Annotated in this window: 23 protein-coding genes and 1 pseudogene; 20 read left to right on the forward strand and 4 right to left on the reverse strand. The window is 33.8% G+C overall.

Going from position 1 to position 25,015, the window contains the following annotated elements; genetic code table 11:
* The 17 genes and pseudogenes from spoIIIAF (at position 1) to spo0A (ending at position 17,997) form a co-directional block, all read left to right on the forward strand.
* Positions 1-618, forward strand: coding sequence for a stage III sporulation protein AF (gene spoIIIAF / locus CAB05_RS06315; protein WP_087998977.1), 618 nt, complete (start codon positions 1-3; stop codon positions 616-618).
* Positions 619-624: 6 nt separating this feature from the next.
* On the forward strand, positions 625-1,314 hold the full coding sequence (gene spoIIIAG / locus CAB05_RS06320) for a stage III sporulation protein AG (protein WP_087998978.1): 690 nt from the start codon (positions 625-627) through the stop codon (positions 1,312-1,314).
* Positions 1,315-1,329: 15 nt separating this feature from the next.
* Positions 1,330-1,884 (forward strand): SpoIIIAH-like family protein, encoded by a 555-nt coding sequence (locus CAB05_RS06325; RefSeq protein WP_235821385.1) that lies wholly within the window; start codon positions 1,330-1,332, stop codon positions 1,882-1,884.
* A gap of 497 nt (positions 1,885-2,381) precedes the next feature.
* Positions 2,382-2,864: an acetyl-CoA carboxylase biotin carboxyl carrier protein gene (gene accB / locus CAB05_RS06330; RefSeq protein WP_087998979.1), complete on the forward strand. Its 483-nt coding sequence runs from the start codon at positions 2,382-2,384 to the stop codon at positions 2,862-2,864.
* A 47-nt stretch (positions 2,865-2,911) separates the two neighbouring features.
* Entirely contained in the window at positions 2,912-4,264 is a 1,353-nt protein-coding gene (gene accC / locus CAB05_RS06335) for an acetyl-CoA carboxylase biotin carboxylase subunit (RefSeq protein WP_087998980.1), read from the forward strand.
* Between the two features lie 15 nt (positions 4,265-4,279).
* Positions 4,280-4,678, forward strand: coding sequence for an Asp23/Gls24 family envelope stress response protein (locus CAB05_RS06340; RefSeq protein WP_087998981.1), 399 nt, complete (start codon positions 4,280-4,282; stop codon positions 4,676-4,678).
* A gap of 359 nt (positions 4,679-5,037) precedes the next feature.
* Entirely contained in the window at positions 5,038-5,418 is a 381-nt protein-coding gene (nusB, locus tag CAB05_RS06345) for a transcription antitermination factor NusB (protein WP_087999554.1), read from the forward strand.
* A 37-nt stretch (positions 5,419-5,455) separates the two neighbouring features.
* Positions 5,456-6,331 carry a bifunctional methylenetetrahydrofolate dehydrogenase/methenyltetrahydrofolate cyclohydrolase FolD gene (folD, locus tag CAB05_RS06350; RefSeq protein WP_087998982.1) on the forward strand — a complete coding sequence of 292 codons (876 nt, stop codon included), beginning with the start codon at positions 5,456-5,458 and terminating at the stop codon, positions 6,329-6,331.
* Between the two features lie 33 nt (positions 6,332-6,364).
* Positions 6,365-7,711 carry an exodeoxyribonuclease VII large subunit gene (gene xseA, locus CAB05_RS06355; protein WP_087998983.1) on the forward strand — a complete coding sequence of 449 codons (1,347 nt, stop codon included), beginning with the start codon at positions 6,365-6,367 and terminating at the stop codon, positions 7,709-7,711.
* Positions 7,712-7,718: 7 nt separating this feature from the next.
* Positions 7,719-7,946, forward strand: coding sequence for an exodeoxyribonuclease VII small subunit (locus CAB05_RS06360; RefSeq protein ID WP_087998984.1), 228 nt, complete (start codon positions 7,719-7,721; stop codon positions 7,944-7,946).
* A gap of 2 nt (positions 7,947-7,948) precedes the next feature.
* The gene (locus CAB05_RS06365) at positions 7,949-8,836 is read left to right on the forward strand and encodes a polyprenyl synthetase family protein (protein WP_087998985.1); all 888 of its coding nucleotides are present in this window, start codon (positions 7,949-7,951) and stop codon (positions 8,834-8,836) included.
* Positions 8,837-9,283: 447 nt separating this feature from the next.
* Positions 9,284-11,164 carry a 1-deoxy-D-xylulose-5-phosphate synthase gene (gene dxs, locus CAB05_RS06370; RefSeq protein ID WP_087998986.1) on the forward strand — a complete coding sequence of 627 codons (1,881 nt, stop codon included), beginning with the start codon at positions 9,284-9,286 and terminating at the stop codon, positions 11,162-11,164.
* Between the two features lie 12 nt (positions 11,165-11,176).
* Positions 11,177-12,007, forward strand: a complete 831-nt coding sequence (locus tag CAB05_RS06375) for a TlyA family RNA methyltransferase (RefSeq protein ID WP_087998987.1) — start codon at positions 11,177-11,179, stop codon at positions 12,005-12,007.
* 181 nt (positions 12,008-12,188) lie between these two features.
* Complete coding sequence (gene ahrC, locus CAB05_RS06380; protein WP_087998988.1) at positions 12,189-12,641, forward strand: transcriptional regulator AhrC/ArgR; 453 nt, start codon at positions 12,189-12,191, stop codon at positions 12,639-12,641.
* 141 nt (positions 12,642-12,782) lie between these two features.
* Positions 12,783-14,513: a DNA repair protein RecN gene (gene recN / locus CAB05_RS06385; RefSeq protein WP_087998989.1), complete on the forward strand. Its 1,731-nt coding sequence runs from the start codon at positions 12,783-12,785 to the stop codon at positions 14,511-14,513.
* A 295-nt stretch (positions 14,514-14,808) separates the two neighbouring features.
* Positions 14,809-15,936, forward strand: a pseudogene (gene spoIVB, locus CAB05_RS06390) (SpoIVB peptidase); the annotation flags it as partial.
* Between the two features lie 1,272 nt (positions 15,937-17,208).
* Positions 17,209-17,997, forward strand: a complete 789-nt coding sequence (spo0A, locus tag CAB05_RS06400; RefSeq protein ID WP_087998992.1) for a sporulation transcription factor Spo0A — start codon at positions 17,209-17,211, stop codon at positions 17,995-17,997.
* Between the two features lie 261 nt (positions 17,998-18,258).
* On the opposite strand, the gene CAB05_RS06405 is transcribed toward spo0A, so the two are convergent.
* The 3 genes from CAB05_RS06405 to CAB05_RS06415 all read right to left on the reverse strand — a co-directional run bounded on the left by CAB05_RS06405 (position 18,259) and on the right by CAB05_RS06415 (position 20,510).
* A complete protein-coding gene (locus CAB05_RS06405) occupies positions 18,259-18,771 on the reverse strand; it encodes a DUF3231 family protein (RefSeq protein WP_174567284.1) in 513 nt (170 codons plus the stop codon).
* Between the two features lie 616 nt (positions 18,772-19,387).
* The gene (gene bacA / locus CAB05_RS06410) at positions 19,388-20,188 is read right to left on the reverse strand and encodes an undecaprenyl-diphosphate phosphatase (protein ID WP_087998994.1); all 801 of its coding nucleotides are present in this window, start codon (positions 20,186-20,188) and stop codon (positions 19,388-19,390) included.
* Positions 20,189-20,351: 163 nt separating this feature from the next.
* Positions 20,352-20,510 carry a YycC family protein gene (locus CAB05_RS06415; protein ID WP_087998995.1) on the reverse strand — a complete coding sequence of 53 codons (159 nt, stop codon included), beginning with the start codon at positions 20,508-20,510 and terminating at the stop codon, positions 20,352-20,354.
* A 79-nt stretch (positions 20,511-20,589) separates the two neighbouring features.
* On the opposite strand from CAB05_RS06415, the gene CAB05_RS06420 reads away from it, so the two are divergent.
* Positions 20,590-21,321: a glycerophosphodiester phosphodiesterase gene (locus CAB05_RS06420; RefSeq protein ID WP_087998996.1), complete on the forward strand. Its 732-nt coding sequence runs from the start codon at positions 20,590-20,592 to the stop codon at positions 21,319-21,321.
* Between the two features lie 44 nt (positions 21,322-21,365).
* Here CAB05_RS06420 and CAB05_RS06425 read toward each other — a convergent pair whose 3' ends face one another.
* The gene (locus tag CAB05_RS06425; RefSeq protein ID WP_087998997.1) at positions 21,366-21,620 is read right to left on the reverse strand and encodes a DUF2627 family protein; all 255 of its coding nucleotides are present in this window, start codon (positions 21,618-21,620) and stop codon (positions 21,366-21,368) included.
* Positions 21,621-21,800: 180 nt separating this feature from the next.
* Here CAB05_RS06425 and CAB05_RS06430 point away from each other — a divergent pair, with 180 nt between their 5' ends.
* Positions 21,801-23,873: a sigma 54-interacting transcriptional regulator gene (locus CAB05_RS06430; protein WP_087998998.1), complete on the forward strand. Its 2,073-nt coding sequence runs from the start codon at positions 21,801-21,803 to the stop codon at positions 23,871-23,873.
* A 234-nt stretch (positions 23,874-24,107) separates the two neighbouring features.
* Complete coding sequence (gene yqiS, locus CAB05_RS06435; protein WP_087998999.1) at positions 24,108-25,007, forward strand: phosphate butyryltransferase; 900 nt, start codon at positions 24,108-24,110, stop codon at positions 25,005-25,007.
* The last annotated feature ends 8 nt before the right edge of the window (positions 25,008-25,015 follow it).

Below are 25,015 nucleotides of genomic sequence, written 5' to 3' on the forward strand. Positions count from 1 at the left end.
ATGGATTTCTTTATTCAATGGGTATCAAACATAATCGTCTATATCTTAATTGCAACTATTATCATGATGTTAATTCCGAATACTGGATTAGCAAAATATGTTCGTTTTGTTGCAAGTCTATTATTAATTGTCATGATGCTCCAACCAATTTTTCAATTATTTAAAGTGAATATAAAAGAAGTGCTTGCCGGATACCAGTCAACGACATATGAAGCAAGTGGTGAAATAAAAAATGAAATAAATAATAAGAAAAATGAAATACAAGCAACAGAACGTGCATATATATTAAAACAAATGGCTGTCCAAATGAAAAAAGAAGTTGAAGAAAACATTACACAGGATTTCGAACAGGTTATTACAAACGTTGAGTTAGAAGTAAAAGAAGGCGTAACAACAATTAAAACTGCGCAAGATTTATCAAAGGTAACAGTTTTTGTAAGCGCCAAAAAAGATGAGACAAGCAATGTAGAACCTGTTCAAGAAGTAAGTGTTAATACAACTGAGCCGATCCAAACAGACAGCGAAAAAATTAAACAACAAGAACTACAGAATTTTTTAGCAGATAGATGGCAACTTGAGGACAAGCAAATCGAAGTTAAGATGGAAGGAGGGGAGTAATGGCAAATGAAAAAGAAAATACCACCAATAAAACTAGCAGACTTTTTAAAAGGAAACAAAGATGAAAATACCTCTTCTGACAAAGAGCATAGTCCATTTAAACTCACGAGGAAATATGTACTAGCTCTACTCGGACTTGGAGTTTGTTGGATGATCGCAAGTAGTCTATTTGCAAATTCAACTGGTAAAACCAATTCGATGCTTTCACCGATTTCAACTGAAACAAGTGCAAGTCCTAAAAATAACGAAGAAGCTGTTGAAACTCTTAAACTCGGTGGTGAAAAATCATCAGGAAGTATAAATGATTTTGAAAATAAATATGAACAACAGTTAACAGAAACTTTAAATCAAATGGCTGGCGTTAGCAAAGTAAAAGTTGAAGTAAATGTAGACGGCAGCGAAAAAAATGTATACCAATTTAATAGAACTGACCGTACACAACAAACGGAAGAAGTAGACAAGCAAGGTGGGAAAAGGAATATTGAAGACGAATCCCATGAGACGCAAGTTGTCATCATAAATGATGGTGAAAAAGAAATTCCAGTTATTGTGCAAACAGAAATGCCAGATATAAAAGGGGTTCTTATTATCGCTAAAGGTGCTGAGAATCTTGCAGTAAAAAATATGATACGAGAAGCTGTCACAAGATTACTTGATGTACCAAGCCACCGTGTCGCTGTACTACCAAAAAAATAATAGGAAGAAGGTAAAATGAAAATGAAAAGACAAACGATTTGGTTATTAACAATGTTAAGTTTAGTAGTGGTACTATCTGTATATTACGTAACAACACCTGATCAAATGAAAACTGCAGGAATTATGAATATGACTAGTAATAACTCTTTAGACTCTACTCCATCAAAGGACACAAATAAAAATGATGAAGGAAAAGAAACGACATCTAAAGAAGAAACAACAAATGAAGTATTCTTAAAACAACGTATGGAACAAGAAGATAAAAGAGCTCAATTAAAAGAAGAATTTCAAACAACTATTGACTCAGCTACAGCATCAGCAGAAGAAAAAAGCCAAGCATTTACAAGCTTAAAAGAACTTCAAACATTAACAGCACTAGAAGCAGACGTTGAAACAATGATCAAAGAATCAGGTTACAAAGATGCATTAGTACGCGCTGACAGCAACGAAGTAAATGTATCAGTAAAATCAACAAAAAAACATAGCAAAGCAGCAGCAAACGAAATCATCCAAATGGCAAGAAGCGTACTAGGAGAAAAACTAGTAATCGTAACATTCCAGACTAAGTAAATAGAAAAGCGGAAGGCGTTCGCTCAGCCCCGACAAGCATAAGACGGAAACCAGAAAAGGTGCTCTTTACCTTTACTGGTTTTTGGCTTATGACTCGAGGGGCTAACGCCTGGAGCTAGACAGAAAGAAAAGTGGAGGCGACTGGTCAGCTCCGATAAGCATAAGGCAAGCCCGGGTAAAGGTTGCTTTTTAACCTTTACCTGGGATTGACTTATGACATCAAAGAGCAGGCTATAATATTAGAAAAAGAAATTGAACAAAAACTATCACATCATTCAAAGCACTGTCTACAAAGTTGTAGGTAGTGCTTTTGTACGTTAAAATAGATATGCAGTCCCTAAGTTTATAACGAATTAGTTTTGGTAAAGAATAAGATAATTAATTTGGTGGGAAAATGGCTAAAATTAGAATGAGACATGCTCAAGGAAAATAATTTGTTGAAAAGTTTAGTATTAGGTTATAAGATTAGACTATATGTTTTTAAGGGGTGAATGAAAATGAAAATTCATGAAATTAGAGAATTAATTAAATTAATTGACCAAACAACGATAAATGAGTTTGAATTTGAAAATAATGGTGCCATCGTTAAAATTAAAAAAGGTGGACAAACAACTGTTGTTACTCAAGCTGCTGCTCCAGTAGTTCAACATGAAGTAATGCCTGTTGTATCTGCTCCGGTTGCAACTTTAGAAAAACCAGCTGAAGCTGTTGCACAAGAAGTAGTGAAAGAAGATACAAGTAATTTACATAAAATTACATCACCAATGGTTGGTACATTCTATGCATCTCCATCACCAGATTCAAAAGAATATGTTGCAGTTGGCGATCGCATTAAAAGTGATTCAATTGTATGTATCGTAGAAGCAATGAAGTTATTTAATGAAATCGAAGCTGAAATTGATGGGGAAATTGTTGAAGTATTGGCTAAAAATGGCCAGTTAGTTGAATACGGCCAACCATTATTTTTAGTAAAAAGCTAATAGACATACAGATTAAGTTACAGTACTTTACTTAAGAAGGTGAAGAAATGAAGAAGGTTTTAATTGCTAATCGTGGGGAAATAGCGATTCGTATTATAAGAGCATGTAAAGAATTAAATATTGAAACAGTTGCTATTTATTCTGAAGGGGATAAAGAAGCATTGCATGTTCAAATGGCTGACGAGGCTTATTGTGTCGGTCCTAAATTGTCAAAAGATAGTTATTTAAATATGACTAATATTATCAGTATTGCAAAATTAACAGGTTGTGAAGGAATTCATCCAGGTTATGGTTTCCTATCTGAAAATGCTAGTTTTGCAGAATTATGTACAGAGTGTAATGTGAAGTTTATCGGACCTACTGCTGATTCCATTTCTAAAATGGGTACAAAAGACGTAGCTCGTGAAACGATGAAAGAAGCAGGTGTACCAGTTGTACCAGGTTCACAAGGTATTATTTCTAGTATTGAAGACGGTAAAAAAATCGCTTCAGAAATAGGATACCCAGTCATTATTAAAGCAACTGCTGGTGGTGGCGGTAAAGGTATTCGTGTAGCTAGAGATGAGAAGGATTTAGAAAAAGGTATTCAGATTACTCAACAAGAAGCTCAAACAGCTTTTGGTAATCCTGGAGTGTACCTTGAAAAATATATCGAAGACTTTAGACATGTTGAAATTCAAGTTTTAGCAGATGAACATGGTAATACAATTCATTTAGGTGAACGCGATTGTACAATTCAACGTCGTTTGCAAAAATTGGTAGAAGAAGCTCCATCACCTGTTTTAGATGAGGAAACTCGTGCTAAAATGGGGCTAGCTGCTGTACGTGCAGCTGAAGCAGTTAATTACTGGGGTGCGGGTACTGTTGAGTTCATTTATGAGCCACATACTAAAAACTTCTATTTCATGGAAATGAATACTCGTATTCAAGTTGAACATCCAGTAACAGAATATATTTCTGGAATTGACTTGATTAAACAACAATTATTAATTGCAAAAGGTCATCCATTAAAAATTACTCAAGCAGACGTTAATTTAAATGGTTGGTCGATCGAGTGTCGTATTAACGCTGAAAATCCTGATAAAAACTTTATGCCTTCGCCTGGTAAAATTATTACGTATTTACCACCAGGTGGTCCTAATGTTCGAGTTGATTCTGCAGTATATAACGGTTACACAATTCCGCCATATTATGACTCAATGATTGCAAAAGTTATCGTTCATGGCAAGACAAGAGACGAAGCAATTGCTATAATGATAAGAGCACTGGAAGAATTTGTAGTAGAGGGAATTTATACAACAATTCCTTTCCATTTAAATTTACTGCAAAATGAAATCTTCGTAAAAGGGAAGTATAATACTAAATTCCTTGAGGAACATGCGCTTGTGACGAAAGGATAAAGTGGAGGGATCTACATGAATGAAAATCAAATGTTAGAAATGGGTAGCGCGACTCTTGGTCGAGTAGAAATAGCACCTGAGGTTATTGAAGTAATTGCTGGTATTGCAGCTGCGGAAGTAGAAGGCGTATCTAGCATGCGTGGTAATCTTGCATCTGGTATTTCTGAAATTATCGGTAAGAAATATCATGGTAAAGGTGTTCGCGTTGATTTATCAGAAGAGCGAATTAAAATTGATGTTTACATTTTAGTGAAATTCGGTAAATCAATTCCAACAGTTGCAGGTAATGTTCAAGATAACATCCGTCAAGCATTATTAACAATGACTGGCTTAGAGTTATCAGAAGTGAATGTACATGTAGTTGGTGTTCAATTTGATACAAAAGTAGAGCAGGAAGCTCCAATCGAGCTTTAATTAATTCCGTTTAAAAAGAGTTCCATATTCGTATGGAACTCTTTTTTTATTCGGTGTAAAAATTAATGTTCGTGTTTTGGTTGCTAAAATTATATAAAGTGTAAAAAAACTTTAAAAAATAATAAAAAACACATACATTAAACTATTATTTTTTTGGATTTTAAGTTAAAATGTAGAAAATACTTTAAAAAGTATGGACTTAGCTTAAATACGTTAATAATAATAAAAAATTAGTTAATATACATCGTTGGAACTTATTAAAAAAAATGGTAAAATAACGTGTTACTATATAAAAATTAGAATTCGTTATTACCTATGCAACGAATTGTGAATTTAGCTTAAAGGAGTTTATTATTTTGATGAAACGTAGAAAAGCAAGAGAACTTGCATTACAAACATTATTTACAATGGATTTAAGTGAGGCGGATGCTTCAGATGCATTACAGCATGTTTTAGAAGAAGCTGAAGAAAAAGAAGACGCATTTTTAGAGTCAATCGTTTCAAACTTTGTAGAACACAAAGATGAGATTGACAATAAATTATCTTCAAATATTGAAAGCTGGACAATCGATCGTTTAGGGAATGTGGATCGTAATATACTTCGAATTGCACTAGTTGAGATTGACTTTTTAGAAGATGTTCCAAAAAGTGTAACAATTAATGAAGCAATCGAAATTGCCAAAATTTACGGAGACGATGACTCAAGTAAATTTATCAATGCGGTATTATCAAAATTCTAAATAGATAAAGTGTTTACATGCATAGGGGGAAATGAAAATGGTAGCAGCATTAATTAATGGTAAAGAAATTTCATTATCAATTCGTGAAGAATTAAAACTTGGGGTTACAGAACTAAAAAACCAAGGAGTAATTCCAGGACTGGCTGTAGTGTTAGTTGGAAATAATTCAGCATCAAGAACTTACGTTAATTCAAAGCATAAAGCTTGTAATGAATTAGGTATGTACTCAGAAGTAATTGAATTAGCAGAGGCTGTTTCAGAAGATGAATTATTATCGGTTGTTAGAAAACTAAATAACGATGATAAAATTCACGGTATTCTAGTTCAATTGCCTTTACCAGCGCATATTTCTGAGAAAAAAGTTATTGAAACTATTTCACCATTAAAAGATGTTGATGGATTTCATCCGATCAATATCGGACGTATGATGACAAATCAAGATTCATTACTACCATGTACTCCTTTTGGTATATTAAAATTAATTGAAGCTACAAATATTCCAATTAGTGGAAAACACGTTGTTGTAATTGGACGTAGTAATATAGTTGGAAAACCAGTTGGTCAATTATTCTTAAATGAAAATGCAACTGTTACTTATACTCATTCACGTACAACTGATTTAAAACGTATTACGAAACAAGCTGACATTTTAATCGTTGCGATTGGTGTTGCAAAATTAATTACGTCTGATTATATAAAAGAAGGTGCCATTGTAATCGATGTTGGTATGAACAGAGACGAAAATGGAAAATTATGTGGAGATGTAGATTTTGAAAATGTGAAAAGTGTCGCAGGTCATATAACGCCAGTACCAGGTGGAGTTGGACCGATGACGATTACTATGCTACTTCACAATACTTTAAAGGCAGCATCTCAAATTGAAAATAAAAGCAATTTAGGTGTGAAGCTTTAAAGGTTGCTCCACAAGAATGAAAGAGGGATCGGCATGACGGAAAAGTTGCCAGTTACAGTTACCGCATTAACTAAATATTTAAAAGCTAAATTTCAAGCAGACCGAAATTTACAAAATATAATGCTTCGTGGGGAAATTTCAAACTTTAAACGTCATTCTTCGAGTGGACATTTTTATTTTACTTTAAAAGATGACGGAGCTAGAATTGCTGCAGTCATGTTCCAATCCTATAATTCAACAATTGCTTTTCAACCAACTGACGGTATGCAAGTTATTGTCCAAGGTGAGATAACTGTATACCCTCAGTCTGGTAGTTATCAAATATATATTCGTGACATGCAACCGGACGGTGTAGGTGGACTTTTTGTTGCATTTGAACAATTAAAGAAAAAATTATTAGAAGAAGGACTCTTTGATCAGAAATTCAAGAAAAAGATTCCTTCTTTTCCTAGTGTAATCGGGGTTGCCACTTCTCCGACAGGAGCGGCAGTAAGAGATATCATTACGACAATCCAAAGAAGATATCCTATTGGAAAAATAATTGTTATTCCTACACTTGTGCAAGGTGATGGAGCTCCTGCGTCTGTTGTAAAATCTATTGAAACTGCCAATAAATTAAACAATATTGATGTTTTAATTGTTGGGCGTGGTGGTGGTTCAATTGAAGAACTTTGGGCGTTTAATGATGAAAAAGTAGCAAGAGCGATCTTCCAATCGAAAATACCGATTATTTCTGCAGTTGGTCATGAAACAGATACGACAATAGCTGATTATGTAGCCGATTTGCGTGCTCCAACTCCAACAGCTGCGGCTGAGTTAGTATCTTTAAGTCAACGAGAAATCCTTGAACAGTTTGCAGTCCGAGAAGCAAGATTAAATAAAGCAATGAATTCGATATTTGATAAAAAGAAATTGCAATTAAGTACTATTCAAGAATCTTATGTATTTAGATATCCAAATTCATTGTTAAATCCAAAACAAGAACTATTTGATCGAACACTTGAAAAACTAGAACAGTCGATGAATGAAATTGTAAAAGGAAAATCGATTCAATATAAAGAATTGACTTCTTCTCTTCTAATCCATCATCCGAGCAATAGGGTGAAGCTTGAAAAACAAAAACACGAACAATTACATATGAGCTTACAAAAAGAATTTAATCGACTGATTACACATAAGCAATTTATGATGGAAAAGGTCATACATACATTAGATGCCCTTAGCCCGTTAAAAGTTATGGCAAGAGGATATTCATTAGCATACAAGGAAAATGAAGTACTAGTGAAATCTGTGAAGCAAGTGAAAAACGGAGATCAGTTCGAGTTGCAAATGACAGATGGGAAATTAAGCTGTGAAGTACTTGAGGTAAAGGAGCAGTGATGAAAAAATGGAACAAAAAGATTTATCTTTTGAAGATGCAATAAAAGAGATTGAAACAATTGTTCAGAAGCTAGAACAAGGTGACGTGCCACTAGAAAAAGCAATCGATTACTTCCAAGAAGGTATTAAGCTTTCTCAAATTTGTAAAGAAAAGCTTACAAAAGTTGAAAAACAAATGACATCAATTTTAAATGATCAAGGTGAAGAAGCTCCTTTTACTGTTGAGGAGGAATAAGCATGAGTACTTTTAAAGAATTTATGGAATACTCCAGCAAATTAGTTAGTGAATCAATGGTTGAATCGGTTCAGAAATTAAAAGCGCCAGAAAGATTAAAAGAATCGATGACATATTCCCTTCAAGCTGGGGGTAAGCGAATTCGACCTTTGTTGTTATTTGCAACGTTAGATGCGTTCGGTAAAAATGTTGAAATTGGTATCAAACCTGCCTGTGCACTTGAAATGATACATACGTATTCATTAATTCATGATGATTTACCTTGCATGGATGATGATGATTTTCGTAGAGGAAAACCTACAAATCATAAAGTGTTTGGTGAGGATTTAGCTGTATTAGCAGGAGACGGTCTACTTACTTATGCATTCCAACTTATTACGGAAATGAATGACCCTAATGTATCAGATCAAGTTAAAATTCGATTGATCAGTGAATTAGCAATCGCAGCAGGTCCTGAAGGGATGGTTGCAGGGCAAGTAGATGATATGGATGGTGAAAGTAAGCAATTAACAGGAGAGGAATTGCAATATATCCACGAAAGAAAAACTGGGAAAATGCTTATGTATCCTGTTATCGCTGGTGCCATTTTAGCTAATTCAACAGCTGAACAGTTATCACATTTAACACAATTCGCATATAAATTAGGCATAGCATTTCAAATTCAAGACGACATTTTAGATGTAATCGGTGATGAAGAAGTTTTAGGGAAGCCTGTAGGTAGTGACATCGAAAATGATAAGACAACTTATGTGAAATTATATACAGTTGAAGGTGCCAAAAACCGACTTCATACATTCATATTTGAAGCAAAACAACATATTAAAGCATGCGGTATAAAAGATGATCTATTACTTTCTATCTGTGACTTTGTAGAAAATCGCAGTTTTTAACTGCTAATTGTACAAGTTCTAATGTATATGATTGAATAGATTTAAACATTTATGTATAATGTAACTACTTTAATCGCAATGTTGTTAATATAATATACAGAAATGTAAGCCGTTAACACAAATGTGCTAGCGGCTTTCTTTTTATGAAAGTATATGAAGTTTCGTTAATAGAGTCCATTTATCAAATTTAATTTAATTGAATAGTATGGACAAGTAAATAGTAATCAAAAATTCTTTATGATGATATTGAAACAATTCTTTTCATTATTTAACGTTTGTATTTACGAGCTCAAATTAAATGGTATTATGATACATGGTGTTAAGAGTTAGTACTCTAAGACTTAGCGTTTAACTGCAAGTATGGTAAAATCATTTTAGAGATAGTATTAAATAATCATTAATTTTTATTAGAATAGATTTAACATCTAGGAAGGTGAGTGATCCAATATGGATCTTACGACGATTAAAAATCCAAGTTTTTTAAAAAATAAATCGATTGAGGAATTAGAACTATTAAGCGAAGAAATCCGTAAATTTCTTATACAGCAGTTATCTGAAACAGGTGGGCATATTGCACCAAATTTAGGTGTAGTTGAGTTAACGATTGCATTACATAAAGTGTTTGATTCGCCAAAGGATAAATTTTTATGGGATGTTGGACATCAATCCTATGTACATAAAATTTTAACAGGTAGAGCGAATGAATTCTCTACTTTAAGACAATTTAAAGGACTTTGTGGATTTCCAAAGCGAATTGAAAGTGAGCATGACGTTTGGGAAACGGGCCATAGTTCTACTTCATTATCTGCAGCAATGGGTATGGCGATTGCAAGAGATATAAAAAAGACGAAGGAATATATTGTTCCGATTATTGGTGATGGTGCCCTGACAGGTGGTATGGCTTTAGAAGCAATGAACCATATTGGACATGAACAAAAAGATGTGATTGTGATCCTAAACGATAATGAAATGTCTATTGCGCCAAATGTGGGTGCTTTACATAGTATTCTAGGTCGTCTAAGAACGACTGGGAAATATCGTTGGGCAAAAGGTGAGCTTGAAGGAGTTATTAAAAAAATTCCTGGTATTGGTGACAAATTATCAAGTACTTCTAAAAAGTTAAAGGATAGCCTTAAATACTTAGTAACTCAAGGGATGTTCTTCGAGGAAATGGGCTTTACGTACTTTGGACCAGTAGATGGTCATAATTACGAAGACTTATTTGAGACACTTGAGTATGCTAAGAAAACAAAGGGTCCTGTACTAGTTCATGTTCTAACGAAAAAAGGAAAAGGTTATAAGCCAGCAGAGAGTGATGATATTGGAACTTGGCATGGAACAGGTCCATACAAAGTTGAATCTGGTAAAATCATCAAGCCTGATAAAGCGCCACCTGCATGGAGTAAGCTTGTCAGTGATACTGTATTAAAGTTAGCTTTAAAAGATGAAAGAATTGTTGCTATAACACCTGCTATGCCAGTTGGTTCTAAATTAGAGAATTTCCAGGCTCAGCTACCTGACCGGATATTTGATGTGGGAATTGCTGAACAACACGCCGCAACGGTTGCGGCAGGTCTTGCAACTCAAGGCATGAAGCCGTTTCTAGCAATTTATTCAACCTTCTTACAAAGAGCTTATGACCAAGTACTACATGATATTTGTAGACAAAACTTAAATGTTTTTATTGGGATAGACAGAGCTGGTTTAGTTGGAGCGGATGGGGAGACTCATCAAGGGGTATTTGATATTGCCTTTTTACGTCATATTCCTAATTTAGTATTAATGATGCCTAAGGATGAAAATGAAGGACAACATATGGTTAATACTGCAATTAAGTATGATGATGGTCCTATTGCACTACGTTTCCCACGAGGAAATGGTATTGGTGTACAAATGGATGATCAGTTAAAAGAAATTCCAATAGGATCTTGGGAAGTATTAAGAGAAGGATCTGATGCAGTAATTTTAACATTTGGTACAACAATTAAAATGGCATTAGATGCAGCTGAAAAACTTGAGAAAGAAAATATCTCAGTGAAAGTTGTAAATGCAAGATTTATTAAGCCAATGGATACTGCGATGTTAAATGATATATTTAAAAACGGCAAACCAATATTAACGATTGAAGAAGCTATGTTACAAGGTGGCTTTGGCAGTGCAGTACTAGAATTCGCAAGTGATCATAACTATCAAAATGTACGTGTTGATCGAATTGGGATTCCTGATTTATACGTTGAACATGGTGATGTAGATAAATTGTTAGATGAAATTCATTTAACGATGGAAGAATCAGTTAAGAAAATTCGTGAAATGGTATGTAATAAATAAGAGGATGTAATAATCATGGCAAAAAAGGAACGTATTGACGTACTTTTAGTAGAACGTGGATTAATTGAAACACGTGAAAAAGCAAAACGTGCAATTATGGCAGGTCTAGTTTATACGAATGAACAAAGACTAGATAAACCGGGTGAGAAGATTGATATTGAGTTACCTCTTCAAATTAAGGGCGAGGTAATGCCGTATGTTAGTCGTGGTGGTTATAAATTAGAAAAAGCATTAAAAACGTTTAATGTCACTGTAGAAGATAAAATTATGATAGATATTGGATCCTCTACTGGAGGATTTACTGATTGCGCGCTCCAGAATGGTGCAAAAAAATCTTATGCACTTGATGTAGGGTATAACCAGCTTGCATGGAAGTTAAGACAAGATGATCGTGTAATTGTAATGGAACGAACTAATTTCCGTTATGTGAAGCCAGAAGATTTAATTGCTGGCCTACCGCAATTTGCGTCTATTGACGTTTCATTTATATCTCTACGCTTAATCTTACCTGTTTTAAAAACATTATTAGTTGCTTCGAGTGATGTTGTTGCACTAATAAAGCCTCAATTTGAGGCTGGTAGGGAACAAGTTGGTAAAAAAGGAATTGTCAGAGAGCCTAAAGTACACGAAGACGTAATCGATATGATGATTGATTTTTCGTTACGTCAAGGATATGATGTGAAAGCTCTAACTTTTTCACCTATAACAGGTGGAGATGGAAACATTGAATTTTTAATTCATCTTCATTGGGAAGGTTCAAAGGAACTTGGGGACAATGAATTAACTTATACAACAAAAGAAGTTGTGAAAGAAGCACATTCTGAGTTGAAAAAGGTGAAATAACAAAAAGGAACCATAATAGGTTCCTTTTTCCTTATGTGAGTAAGAAACAATATTCTTTTCAATACTATAGAAAAATCGTTTTTGTGAAAACGGTTAAAAAACTGTATACAATATACATTAGATTAGTTAAGATAATCTTACATATGTAAGATATTTGTCGTAATTTGCAAAGAGGTGTATTATGAATAAAGGTCAACGTCATATTAAAATACGTGAAATCATCGCAAAAAATGAAGTCGAAACACAAGATGAACTAGTACAAGCATTACGAGATTTGGGCTTCAAAGTAACGCAAGCTACGATTTCTCGTGATATAAAAGAATTACATTTAGTGAAAGTTCCTTTATCTGATGGTCGTTATAAATATAGTTTACCAGCAGACCAACGTTTTAACCCATTACAAAAGTTAAAAAGGCTATTAATTGATTCGTTTATTAAAATCGATAGTTCAAGTCATTTAATCGTTATGAAAACTTTACCTGGTAATGCAAATGCAGTTGGAGCTTTAATTGATCATCTTGATTGGCCGGATATTATGGGAACAATTTGTGGAGACGACACAATATTAATCATTTGTCGTTCACCTGAAGATGCTGAAATTTTACAAGGTAAATTTATTGACATGTTGCAATAAAGGTTGACATATTTCTCTGTTGGGGCTTAGATAATGCACGGTTAAACTGATTTTAGTTGTACATGTCTAATGCCTTTACAGAGATTAATCTTAAAATTTAGACATTAAAAGGTGAAGGTTTTATAAGAGGAGAGAAACTCATTGTTATCTGAACTGATCATTAAAAACTTTGCAATCATTGAGGAAGTTTCTATTTCATTTGAAAAAGGATTAACTGTTTTAAGTGGAGAAACTGGTGCAGGTAAATCAATCATCATTGATGCAATCGGCTTATTACTTGGCGGCAGGGGTTCTGCTGAATTCGTAAGATACGATACTGAAAAAGCCGAAATTGAAGGTTTATTCCATATTGAAGATGAAAACCATCCGATTTATATAAGATGTAAAGAGCATGGCTTTGATATTGAAGATGAGATGTTAATCTTAAAAAGAGATATTACTGCCTCCGGTAAGAGCATTTGCCGAATAAATGGAAAATTAGTCACTACAACAATTTTAAAAGAAATTGGTGGATTACTGGTTGATATACACGGGCAGCACGAAAGTCAGGATTTGATGAATCACGAACATCATCTTGCAATGCTACAGCAGTATGATGGAAAAGGATTATTGCCGTTAATTGAAAGTTATCAAGGTGTTTTTAGTCATTATTCTTCTTTAAAGAAGCAATTAAAGCAACTAACTGAGAATGAACAGCAAATGGCTCATCGATTAGATTTAATTCAATTTCAATTATCTGAGATTCAAAATGCAAATCTTAAAGAAAATGAAGATGAGCAGTTAACAGAAGAAAGACTAAAAATAGCGAATTTTGAAAGAATATATAAATCATTAGTAGAAGCATATCAAAGTTTATCTCAGGATGGTTCTGGTTTAGACTCTGTTCGATCTAGTATGTATTCATTAGAGTCAGTTGCTTCGATAGATCAAAATATAAAAGAGATGCATGAAGGCATTAGTAGTAGCTATTATTTATTGGAGGATATTTCGTATCGTTTAAGAGATTCGATAGAAGAAATGGAATACGATCCTAATCGCTTGAATGAAATAGAAAATCGTCTGAATGAAATATCAATGCTGAAAAAGAAATACGGTGCAACTGTAACTGATATTTTGAAATATGCTGAGGGAATTGAACAAGAACTTGATAAAATTCAGCATAAGGATATGCATATTGAAAAATTAGAAAAAGATCTACAAAATGCTACTCAAAGTCTAATTGACGTTGGGTTAAAGCTTTCTGAGAAACGTAAAGAACTTGCTAATCAATTAACTTCTGATATACATAAAGAATTAAAAGAACTTTATATGGAGAAAACGACATTTGAAATTGTATTTTCATTTGAAGAAGGCTCAAGTACTGATCCATATTTTAATAATCAACATGTTAAATTTACAAAAGACGGTTTTGATACTGTAGAATTTTATATTTCTACGAACCCAGGTGAACCTTTAAAGCCATTAGCTAAAGTAGCAAGTGGTGGGGAATTATCGAGAATGTTCCTTGCATTAAAGAGTATTTTCACAAAGCATCAAGGAATTACTTCCATCATATTTGATGAAGTAGATACTGGTGTGAGTGGTAGGGTAGCACAAGCAATTGCTGAAAAGATTCACAAAGTTTCAGTTAATTCACAAGTACTATGTATTACCCATTTACCACAAGTAGCCTCAATGGCTGATACTCATTTGTTTATTGCGAAGCTCATTGATGGGAATCGCACAAAAACATCAGTGACACCTCTTCAAAATGAGCAGAAAATCAATGAAATCGCGAGGATGATTGCCGGTGTTGAAATCACGGACGTGACGATTCAACATGCGAAAGAATTGATCGAGCAAGCAACATCTACGAAGTACCAATCTCAGTGAATATAATAAGGGAATATTTAATGTTAGAACATTTTTTTCTATACATTAAATATTCTCTTTTTTTGTGGGAAATATTGATAATTTAGTAATTGGATAATGTGAATTGAAACATACTAATACAACATTATACCTTTAGATTTATATTATATTTTTACAATTATAATTTGCTTTTATGAAGCTAACATTAACTATACAGCCACGAATTAAGAAACAAAAAATCTGGCACTAGGAGAGTGATTCGATTGTGAAAAATGTAAATGTTCAACGAATAATTAAAATTCTTCTCCTTTTATTCATAGTTGGTATTGGCGCGTTTAATATAAATCAAAAAAATGTATTCTCATCTACAATCAAAAGTAAAAATCAACATGATGAACTAATTGATGTTGCCCTTGGACTAAATGATATTCCAATTAAAAAAGTAGATGTGAAAGTATTAAACAATTTAAGAGTAATACCAGGAGGCCAATCAATAGGAGTAAAGCTTAACTCAGTTGGTGTTTTAGTTGTAGGTCATCACTTAGTGAATACTAGTGAGGGTCAAAAATCTCCAGGAGAAATTGCAGGAATTAAAGTTGGAGATATGATCATAAAAATGAATGGAAAACAAATAGAAAAAATGTCTGATGTTTTACCTTTTATTCAAAAAGCAGGTAAAAATGGTAAACCGATTAAAATTGTTGTAAAACGCGAAGGAAAATATTACACAAAGCTTTTAAAACCTATTCGAGACAATGGTCAAAATAATTATCGTATCGGCTTATATATTAGAGATTCTGCATCAGGAATTGGGACAATGACATTCATCGAACCAAATTCATTGAAATATGGTGCATTAGGTCATGTGATCTCTGATAGTGATACAAGAAAAGCGATTGAAGTTGAAGATGGTCATATCGTTTATTCAACTGTAACGTCAATTGAAAAAGGTTCTGATGGGTCCCCAGGTGAAAAAATTGCTCATTTCGCTATGGATCGAGGAACGATTGGAAACATTACATCAAATAGTCCTTTTGGTATTTTTGGTAAGGTAAATGATAAAATTGACAATGGCGTTATGTCAGAGCCGTTACCAATTGCTTTATCAAATGAAGTTAAAAAAGGTCCGGCTAAAATACTTACGGTGATTCATGACAATAAAGTTGAGCAATTTGACATAGAGATTGTAAGTAGTATTCAACAAAAGTTTCCTTCTACAAAGGGAATTATATTAAAAGTCACAGATAAGCGTTTATTGAAGGAAACTGGTGGTATTGTACAGGGGATGAGTGGATCGCCAATTATCCAGAATGGTAAAGTGATTGGAGCGGTTACTCATGTCTTTGTAAATGATTCTACTAGTGGATATGGGGTTCATATTGAATGGATGCTTGATGAGGCTAAAGTTCCTATTTATGACTACCAGGATAAAAAAGCGTCATGATGAAAAGGCACTTAACAATTGTTAAGTGTCTTTTTGTTCTGTTAAAAACGCTCTTAATGGCTCTGAGAAAGAAGAATGTTGAATTCCACTTCAGGTTCTCGCTTTCCATGGGGCTGGCGCTGAGCCTCCTCGTCGCATACGCTCCTGTGGGGTCTCAGCTGTCCAGCGTATCCCATAGGAGTCGAGGACCTTCCGTTCCATTCAACTTCTTAAAAAGCTGATATTAAAACTAAATCTAAGTGGCTCTTAGAAAGAAGCGTGTTAAATTCCAATTCAGGACGCTCGCTTTCCATGGGGCTGGCGCTGAGCCTCCTCGTCGCATACGCTCCTGTGGGGTCTCAGCTTTCCTGCATCTCCCATAGGAGTCGAGCACCTTCCGTTCCATTCAACTTCTTGAAAAGCTGATATTAAAACTAAATCTAAGTGGATCTTAGAAAGAAGCGTGTTAAATTCCAATTCAGGATGCTCGCTTTCCACGGGGCTGGCGCTGAGCCTCCTCGTCGCATACGCTCCTACGGGGTTTCAGTTGTCTCGCATTTCCCAGAGGAGTCGAGCACCTTACGTTCTATTCAACTTCTTGAAAGGCTGATATTAAAACCGAATCTAAGTGGCTCTGAGAAAGAAGTGTGTTGAATACCAATTCAGGATACTCGCTTTGCCATAGGACACGTGGTGAGCCTCCTGGGCCCTACAGGATGTGGTAATGCATGCGTTATGACAGGACGTCGTGGTTTTAAGTATGCCTACATCTGTTCACGCTTGTAAAGTCGCAGTTGTCTCGCATTTCCCATAGGGGTTTTAGAGCATCTATTTTTCCATTTAACTTCTTGAAAAGGCTGATAAAAACAATCTAAATGGCACTGCAAAAGATATTGGAGTCAAACATCTTGCATTCCGACAACACCTTTTTAATTTTCAAATGAAAGCTTCAATCTTTGCCATAAAAAGATTTTTTTTCTAAAAATAAAATTGAGTTTTTATATTAATTTTATTAAAATTTACAGAATCTTGTAATGGTTTTGTAACCTTTTATTAAAAATTATAAATTTACATACTATTTAATTTTCTATATAATGAATATTATGTAAAATTCGACTTAATACATACTAGTTTTTAACACAATCGTCGAATGCTAGAAGAAATTGAGGAAAACTATCTATATTAATAAAAATATTCAGAATTTATAATAAAAACAGGAAATAAATTTTTATTGTCGAAATAATCGGTAATAAGATATGAAATTCACTATAGAAGATATAGGGAGGAACGGTTGTGGAGAAAATAAAAGTATTATTAGTAGATGACAATAAAGAGCTTGTTATCATGTTAGAAAATTACATTAACGCACAAGCTGATATGGAAGTGGTTGGTGTAGCATTTAATGGACAAGATTGCTTACCTTTAGTTAAGGAAAAGAAACCAGATGTACTTGTATTAGATATTATTATGCCTCATTTGGACGGATTGGCAGTATTAGATCGTCTTCGTGCAGGTTTAGTTGAAAAAATTCCAAATGTAATCATGTTAACAGCTTTTGGACAAGAAGATGTTACGAAGAAAGCTGTTGATTTAGGTGCTTCATATTTCATTTTAAAACCATTTGATATGGAACATTTAATCAGTAATATTCGTCAAGTTGTTGGTAAAGGTAGTTCAATTACGAAACGTAATTCACCATCTTTAGTGTCTAATTATGAAAATAAGCCTCGTAATTTAGATGCTAGCATCACAAGTATCATTCATGAAATTGGCGTGCCTGCACACATTAAAGGTTATATGTATTTACGTGAAGCGATCTCAATGGTTTACAATGATATTGAGCTATTAGGATCAATTACAAAGGTCTTATACCCAGATATCGCTAAAAAGTTTAATACAACTGCAAGTCGTGTAGAACGCGCGATTCGTCATGCGATTGAAGTAGCTTGGAGCCGTGGAAATATCGATAGTATTTCTACATTGTTTGGCTACACTATTTCGATGTCAAAAGCAAAACCAACGAATTCAGAATTTATCGCAATGGTTGCTGATAAATTACGTTTAGAGCATAAAGCTAGCTAAGGTATTAATATATTAGGGAATTCGAAGAAATTTTGACGGTTAATTCCGATAAATTTTTGACAGTGTTTCCGATGAATGATCTTCGTTATAGCGACTAACTTTTCGAGAAATTATCGGTATTTATCGCAATAGCACTTATAAAATCTAAAACGTTGCCTTATAAAGGGCAACGTTTTTTTGTTTTCATCATATATGTATTGGGCTCTATAAATTCGCCAAGCCAATAAAAAAACCCAATATTAACATTTCGTCGAATAAATACTATTGTTGTTTTGTCTCATGATGAAGTGGTGGTGGAACTAACCAACCTTTATTTTTTGTAATTTGTAATAATGCTGCACCGTCTTTTGCTTTTTTTGCACCCATCTGAGCAAATAATAAGCCAATATCTTCACGTATTGATTGGCTAACTCCTTGACCACAAGCTATAACACTAGCAGCGATATCTGCACCAACAATATAAGCTATTTGAGCATCTTGGAATCTAGCTCCAACTGGAATTTGTTCAAGATCTGCTTCAGGTCGCTCTGCTGGCGTAGGAGGAACTGGAATATCATTATGTAATAATACTTCTTCTAGTTCCTTAATTGATGGTTTAATTGATGTTTCAATAACTTGTTTTAAAAAAGCTCTTAATTCTTCGTCACCAGTATGATTAATATATACTTGATAACTATCTAATCTAAATTTTGCAACTGATAATGATGTCCATAATGCAAATACTTCGCCATAATGTAAAGGCTCATCTTGTGGATTTCCACTTAAAATTCCCATAATCATCTTACTTCCTTTCAAAAATAAATTCATACTAATCTCCTTGATGCAGGGATTTAGTTACAAAAATTATTATGTAATTAAAAAAAGTAAATATTCATTGAATAATTTAAAGTTCATGTTTCATTCCAAATGATAAAAACAGGTGATATTAAAATTAGAAAAGAAGGTATTTAACAAGTAAATTGAAGAAGAATTTGCTTTTGTAAATTTACTATGCTATAATATTTTTTGCGCCACTGTTACAATAAAATATATGATGTTATTACTTGAGAATTAGGAAGAAAATTGGGCGTACCCATGACGCGCTAGCTATTTCGACCGGTTCTAAAAAGGTAGTAGTATCTGTTAGTGAAGATTGTTGTGAAACAAGCTGCCTAATGGAACGGCCCTGGAGCCGAATTGCGAAAGAGAGGTAGGGCTTTCGCCAATAGACAACAATTTTACTTTTAAAAATACTAACTTAAATATATTAAAGGCTATTCGTATACGTTGTGCGAATAGCCTTTTTCCATGTCAGAAGAGCTCTGCTCACGCCAAAAGTAGTCTTGGCTCAGTTAAGTAGCAGTGTTACAAATAAAAAAGGAACTTCAAGTGAAGTTCCTTTTCGTTGTCTTTAAAAGATAAATACGATTGTAAAAACAATTGCTACGATAAAACGGTAAATAGCAAAGCCTGTTAGTTTTACTTTTTCTAGTAGTTTTAAGAATGTTACAATCGCAAGTAATGCAACAATAAACGCCGTAATAAAACCTGATGCAAATAAAGGTAAATCTGAAGCACTTAAAATATCCATATTTTTAATTAAATCTAAACCACTCGCTGCAATCATCATTGGAACTGCTAAGATGAATGTGAATTCAGCTGAAGTTTTTCGATCTAATCCAAATAATAATCCACCCGCAATTGTAGAACCTGAACGTGAAAACCCTGGCCATAGTGCCAGCATTTGAAAGCATCCGATAATAAAAGCTTGTTTATATGAGATGTGATCCAAGTCAGATGATCTAGGGTGTTTAGATACTTTCTCAGCGACAATTAATAAAATACCACCAGCAACTAATCCGATTACTACAGTTTCAGGTGAAAATAATACGTCTTTAATAAAGTCGTGGAAAATCACACCAACGATACCTGCTGGAATTGCTCCGATAAAAATATGACCTAAATTTAAATTTGTTTGTCTATATCCTTCTGATTTAACACCAAGAACTGACCACAGTCGTTTCCAAAATACCACGACAACTGCTAATATTGAACCAAGTTGAACAACTACTTCAAATACAGTAGCTTTCGTACCAGTAAAATTTAACAAGTCAGCAACTAATATCATGTGACCAGTTGAAGAAACAGGTAAAAATTCTGTTAACCCTTCAACTAAACCCATGATGAATCCAATTAACCAATCAGGTAACATGTTTAGAACCTCCATAAAATCTTGTCTTTTCACAATACTTTACATTTTACTTGAATTCTTAATTGATTGAAAGTCAGAAAATGTTAAAAAAAGTTAATCTATCATTTCATTTTGACTAAATTGTGAATAAAATAAAAAAACCACTAATAGTGGTTTTGAAAATTTACTTTCCCTCTGTTTCAGTTTGAGGTTCCTGATTGTCTAATTCCATTAACTTTTTCATTAATATGTGTTGTGGCATATGCATAATTTGTTCTAAAGGAACATTTAATTTTTTTGAAAGTAAGATTGCTGTTTCTGCTGAAATTTGCAATGGACGCATATTATCCCTCCTTTGTTTCGTAAAATTAGTATACAATAAGGTAAGAAGGAAAGTACATATATAATGCAGGGGGTATTTGATGGTCGCGATTATTGGACATAGAGGAGCTGCGGGAACTTTTCCAGAAAATACGATGGTATCTTTTATTGCTTGTGAAAAACTTGGTGCAGATGGAATAGAATTAGATGTTCAGCTGTCAAAAGATGGAGAGATTGTCGTCATTCATGATGAAACAATCAATCGAACCACAAATGGGAAAGGATATGTAAAAGACTATACATTATCAGAATTAAAACAATTTGATGCTAGTTATAAATTTAAAGGTCAATTTGACAATTGCACGATTCCGACCTTAAGAGAAGTATTTGAATGGGCACAAGGGAATAACTTTAGTGTGAATGTTGAATTAAAGAATGATAAATTAGAATACCATGGTTTAGAGGAACGAGTCATAAACTTAATTCGTTCATTTGAAATGGAAAATAGAGTTGTATTATCTTCGTTCAACCATAAAAGCATGTTGAAGTTTACTTTAATGGCACCAGATATTGAAACTGCTGTACTTTATAATAAAAGAAATAAAGAACCATGGAAAATTGCTGAGGATTATAAAGCGAGGGCGATTCACCCAAACTATCGCATCATAACCGATGATTTGATCGAAAAAACTCTAAAATATAATGTTGCTGTTCGACCATATACAGTAAATGACGCAAAAATAATGAAACGTTTAATAGATGCGAAATGTTCAGCGATTATTACTGATTACCCAGAAATGGCATTTCAATTAAGAGGAGAAATTCTAAAATAAAAAAGTGCTTACTTTTTGTAAGCACTTTTATTTTGACTAAAACATTAAACTTTTCTCTTTAAAAATCTTCCTTGAACTTTTTCATGCTTACGGTCTCTAAATAGTACGAAGCTTCCGACTAGATAAAACCCGGCACCTAAAGATATTAATCCTATTAAAAGTTGAAGTGGAAGATAAGGTATTCCAAAAGAATGAATTAAAAACATTGTATCGCGAAGTAATTTAATTCCGATAACTGCTAAAGATATGGGTATAAGTATAACGACAAATGCAAGCATTCTAGTTAAGGATTCTCTCATTTTGTTTGATGCCCCCGTTTAAAAAATAAAAATAATCATTAAGTTGTATAATTCTCTCTTTATTCATAATCGTATACAAGAATTGCGTTGTCAAGACTTTAGAAATAGACTCAAATAGAACTATGTATATATAATGATATGATGGCTTAATAATTAGTTGGGATTAGTAGGTGAACGAATGTGAAACAAAACGTTATGATAATAGGGATGGGAACTGGCGGTACAGCAGTTTTAAAACTACTTTCGCATTCTGATTTATTTAAGATTGTTGCAGTAGTAGATATTATTAAAGAAGCTAAAGGTATTGATTTAGCTAATAGTTTACATATCCCTGTTCTGAAGGAATGGAAAGAACATTTAAAAAACGATATAGATGTTGTATTTGATACTACCGGAGATGAATCAATACATCAAGAAATCATAAAACATAAAGCAAAACATACATTAGCGATTCCGGGCTCAGTTGCGAAGATTATTGCAAATCTAGTACAAGAAAAAGAATCCTTGTTTCATTTAATAAATAATAAGAAAAGACAACAAGAATTAATCCTTGAAAATACTCATGATGGAATGATTGTAGTAGATCGGTGGGGGAAGATATTACTTTTTAACCGATCTGCAGAAAATATTTTACAAATAGATAAAGAAAATGCAATTGGAAGAGACATTATTGAGGTAGTACCGACTAGTAAATTACCTCGTGTATTACAAACGAAGAAAAAAGAAATTAACCAAGAGCATATTTTGATTAATGGAAGTAAGATTTTCACAACGAGGATTCCGATTTTTCGTGAAGACGGAGAGCTTGAAGGAGCAATCGCGGTATTTAAAGATGATACAGAAGTATTCAACTTAGCAGAGGAAGTTACAAATTTAAAAGAAGTATATAGCATGCTCGAGGCTGTCATACAAAGTTCTGATGAAGCGATTTCAGTTGTGGATGAGTTAGGTAATGGAATGATTATTAACCCTGCCTATACTCGATTAACTGGATTGACGAGTGAACAAGTAATCGGACAACATGCAACGATTGATATTTCAGAAGGTGAAAGTGTTCATGTTAAAGTACTGAAAACAAAGCAAGCTGTCCGTGGTGTAAGGATGAAGGTTGGTAAACAAAATAGAGATGTATTGGTAAATGTTGCACCAGTAATCGTTGATGGGAAACTTAAAGGAAGCGTCGGTGTTATTCATGATGTTTCTGAAATCTCACAATTAACAAATGAGCTTCATCGTGCTCGTCAAATTATTAGAACATTAGAGGCAAAATACTCTTTTGAAGATATTGCTGGAGAATCTGAGGGGATTCAATTAGCAATTATGCAAGCGAAGTTAGCTGCTAGTACACCTGCAACTGTGCTATTAAGAGGTGAATCCGGGACAGGGAAAGAACTGTTCGCGCACGCGATTCATAATGAAAGTGATCGAAAATATAATAAATTTGTACGTGTAAATTGTGCGGCAATATCAGAAACCTTATTAGAAAGTGAACTATTTGGCTATGAGGAAGGTGCTTTTTCAGGGGCAAAACGTGGTGGAAAAAGAGGTCTTTTTGAAGAAGCGAATAATGGTAGTATTTTCTTAGATGAAATTGGAGAATTATCACCTGCTATGCAAGCCAAACTATTGAGAGTACTGCAAGAAAAGGAAATTAGACGTGTTGGTGGTACGAAAGCAATTCCAATTAATGTACGAGTCATTGCTGCAACGCATGTACATCTTGAAGAAGCGATTAGAGAAGGAAAATTTCGTGAGGATTTGTATTACCGTTTAAATAAATTACCTATTACGATTCCAGCACTAAGAGAACGATTAGAAGACATTTTACCAATTAGTGAAAGATTATTGGCGAAAATAAATCAAGATTATGGTCGAAATGTAGATCAGATCTCTCCAACTGCTGTAAAAAAATTGAAGTCGTATCACTGGCCTGGAAATGTTAGGGAATTAGAAAATGTATTAGGACGAGCAATCATTTTTATGAAAATACATGAGAAACAAATGCTACCAGAACATATTACTTCCATAACACAGGTGAAACAAGAAAATGGAATAGAACCGAAAGTTCCGTTAACAGACAACACTGGCTCACTTGATGATATGGTGATTAATTTTGAAGGTGAATTGATTGAGCAGGTTTTAAATAAAAATAATGGAAATAAAACGAAAACCGCTAAAGAATTAGGAATATCGGTAAGAAATCTATATTATAAGCTCGATAAATATAACTCTGCAAAAAATAGCACGCAATAATTTGCGTGCTATGAATTATTCTGCATACAATATCTGTTATTTTTTTCAAATATAGTGTATGATGTATTTAGCGGCTTTTACTAGTACCTGGTGCTAATAAATTATTTGAATATTGATTATGTAAGGCTTTTCATAAGACTTTCCAACTGTTTTTTAAATATTTCTCTCTTTATTTAAAAGTTGGCACGCTAATTGCTAATATTAAGAGTAAGGGGATGAAAGGAAGGGCTTTCAATGAATTTAGCAGATATCATGTTACAAGCTAAAAGTCATTCAAGGCAAACTGTAGCAGTTGCGATCGCTGAAGATTTAGAAGTGAAAGAAGCGGTTACATTAGCTTTAGAAAATGACTTAGCAAACTTTTTACTTTTCGGTAATGAACAAGCTATTCATGAGATGTATGTAGATCTTTTAATAAATAAGGACTATGCTAATCGATTGAAAATTGTTCATGCTGATTCAATGCAACAAGCTGCAAAACTTGCAGTAGAAGCTGTAAAATTAGAAAATGCTTCTATTGTCATGAAAGGAAATCTTTCGACATCAATACTTCTTAAGGAAGTTTTGAATAAAGAATATGGTTTAAGAGATAAGGGTGTTCTATCGCATGTTGCGATGTTTGAAGTACCTGGTAGAGAAAAAGCTGTTATTGTGACAGATGCTGCCATGAATATTGCGCCTACATTAGAACAAAAAGCAAAAATAATTGAGAATAGTGTTAATATAGCAAGAAAAGTAGGAATAGAAACCCCTAAAGTTGCAGTACTAGCTGCAGTTGAAGTTGTAAATCCTGCAATGCAAGCTACGATTGACGCTGCATCGTTAACAGTTATGAACGCAAGAGGACAAATTAAAAATTGTGTAGTAGACGGACCATTAGCTCTTGATAATGCTATTTCAATTGAAGCAGCAGAACATAAAGGGTTAACAGGCGAAGTAGCAGGTCAAGCTGATATTTTATTAGTACCTACAATCGAAACGGGAAATATTTTATATAAATCGTTAGTCTTTATGGCAAATGCTGAAGTAGCTGCGTTAATCGCAGGAGCAAAGGCACCGATTGTGTTAACATCACGTTCTGACTCTGCGAAGACAAAATTATATTCATTAGCTTTAGCTATATGTAATTCATAAAACTTACT

Origin of the sequence: Gottfriedia solisilvae (assembly GCF_002128405.1) — a bacterium.
GTDB classification, from domain to species: Bacteria; Bacillota; Bacilli; order Bacillales; family Bacillaceae_G; genus Gottfriedia; species Gottfriedia solisilvae.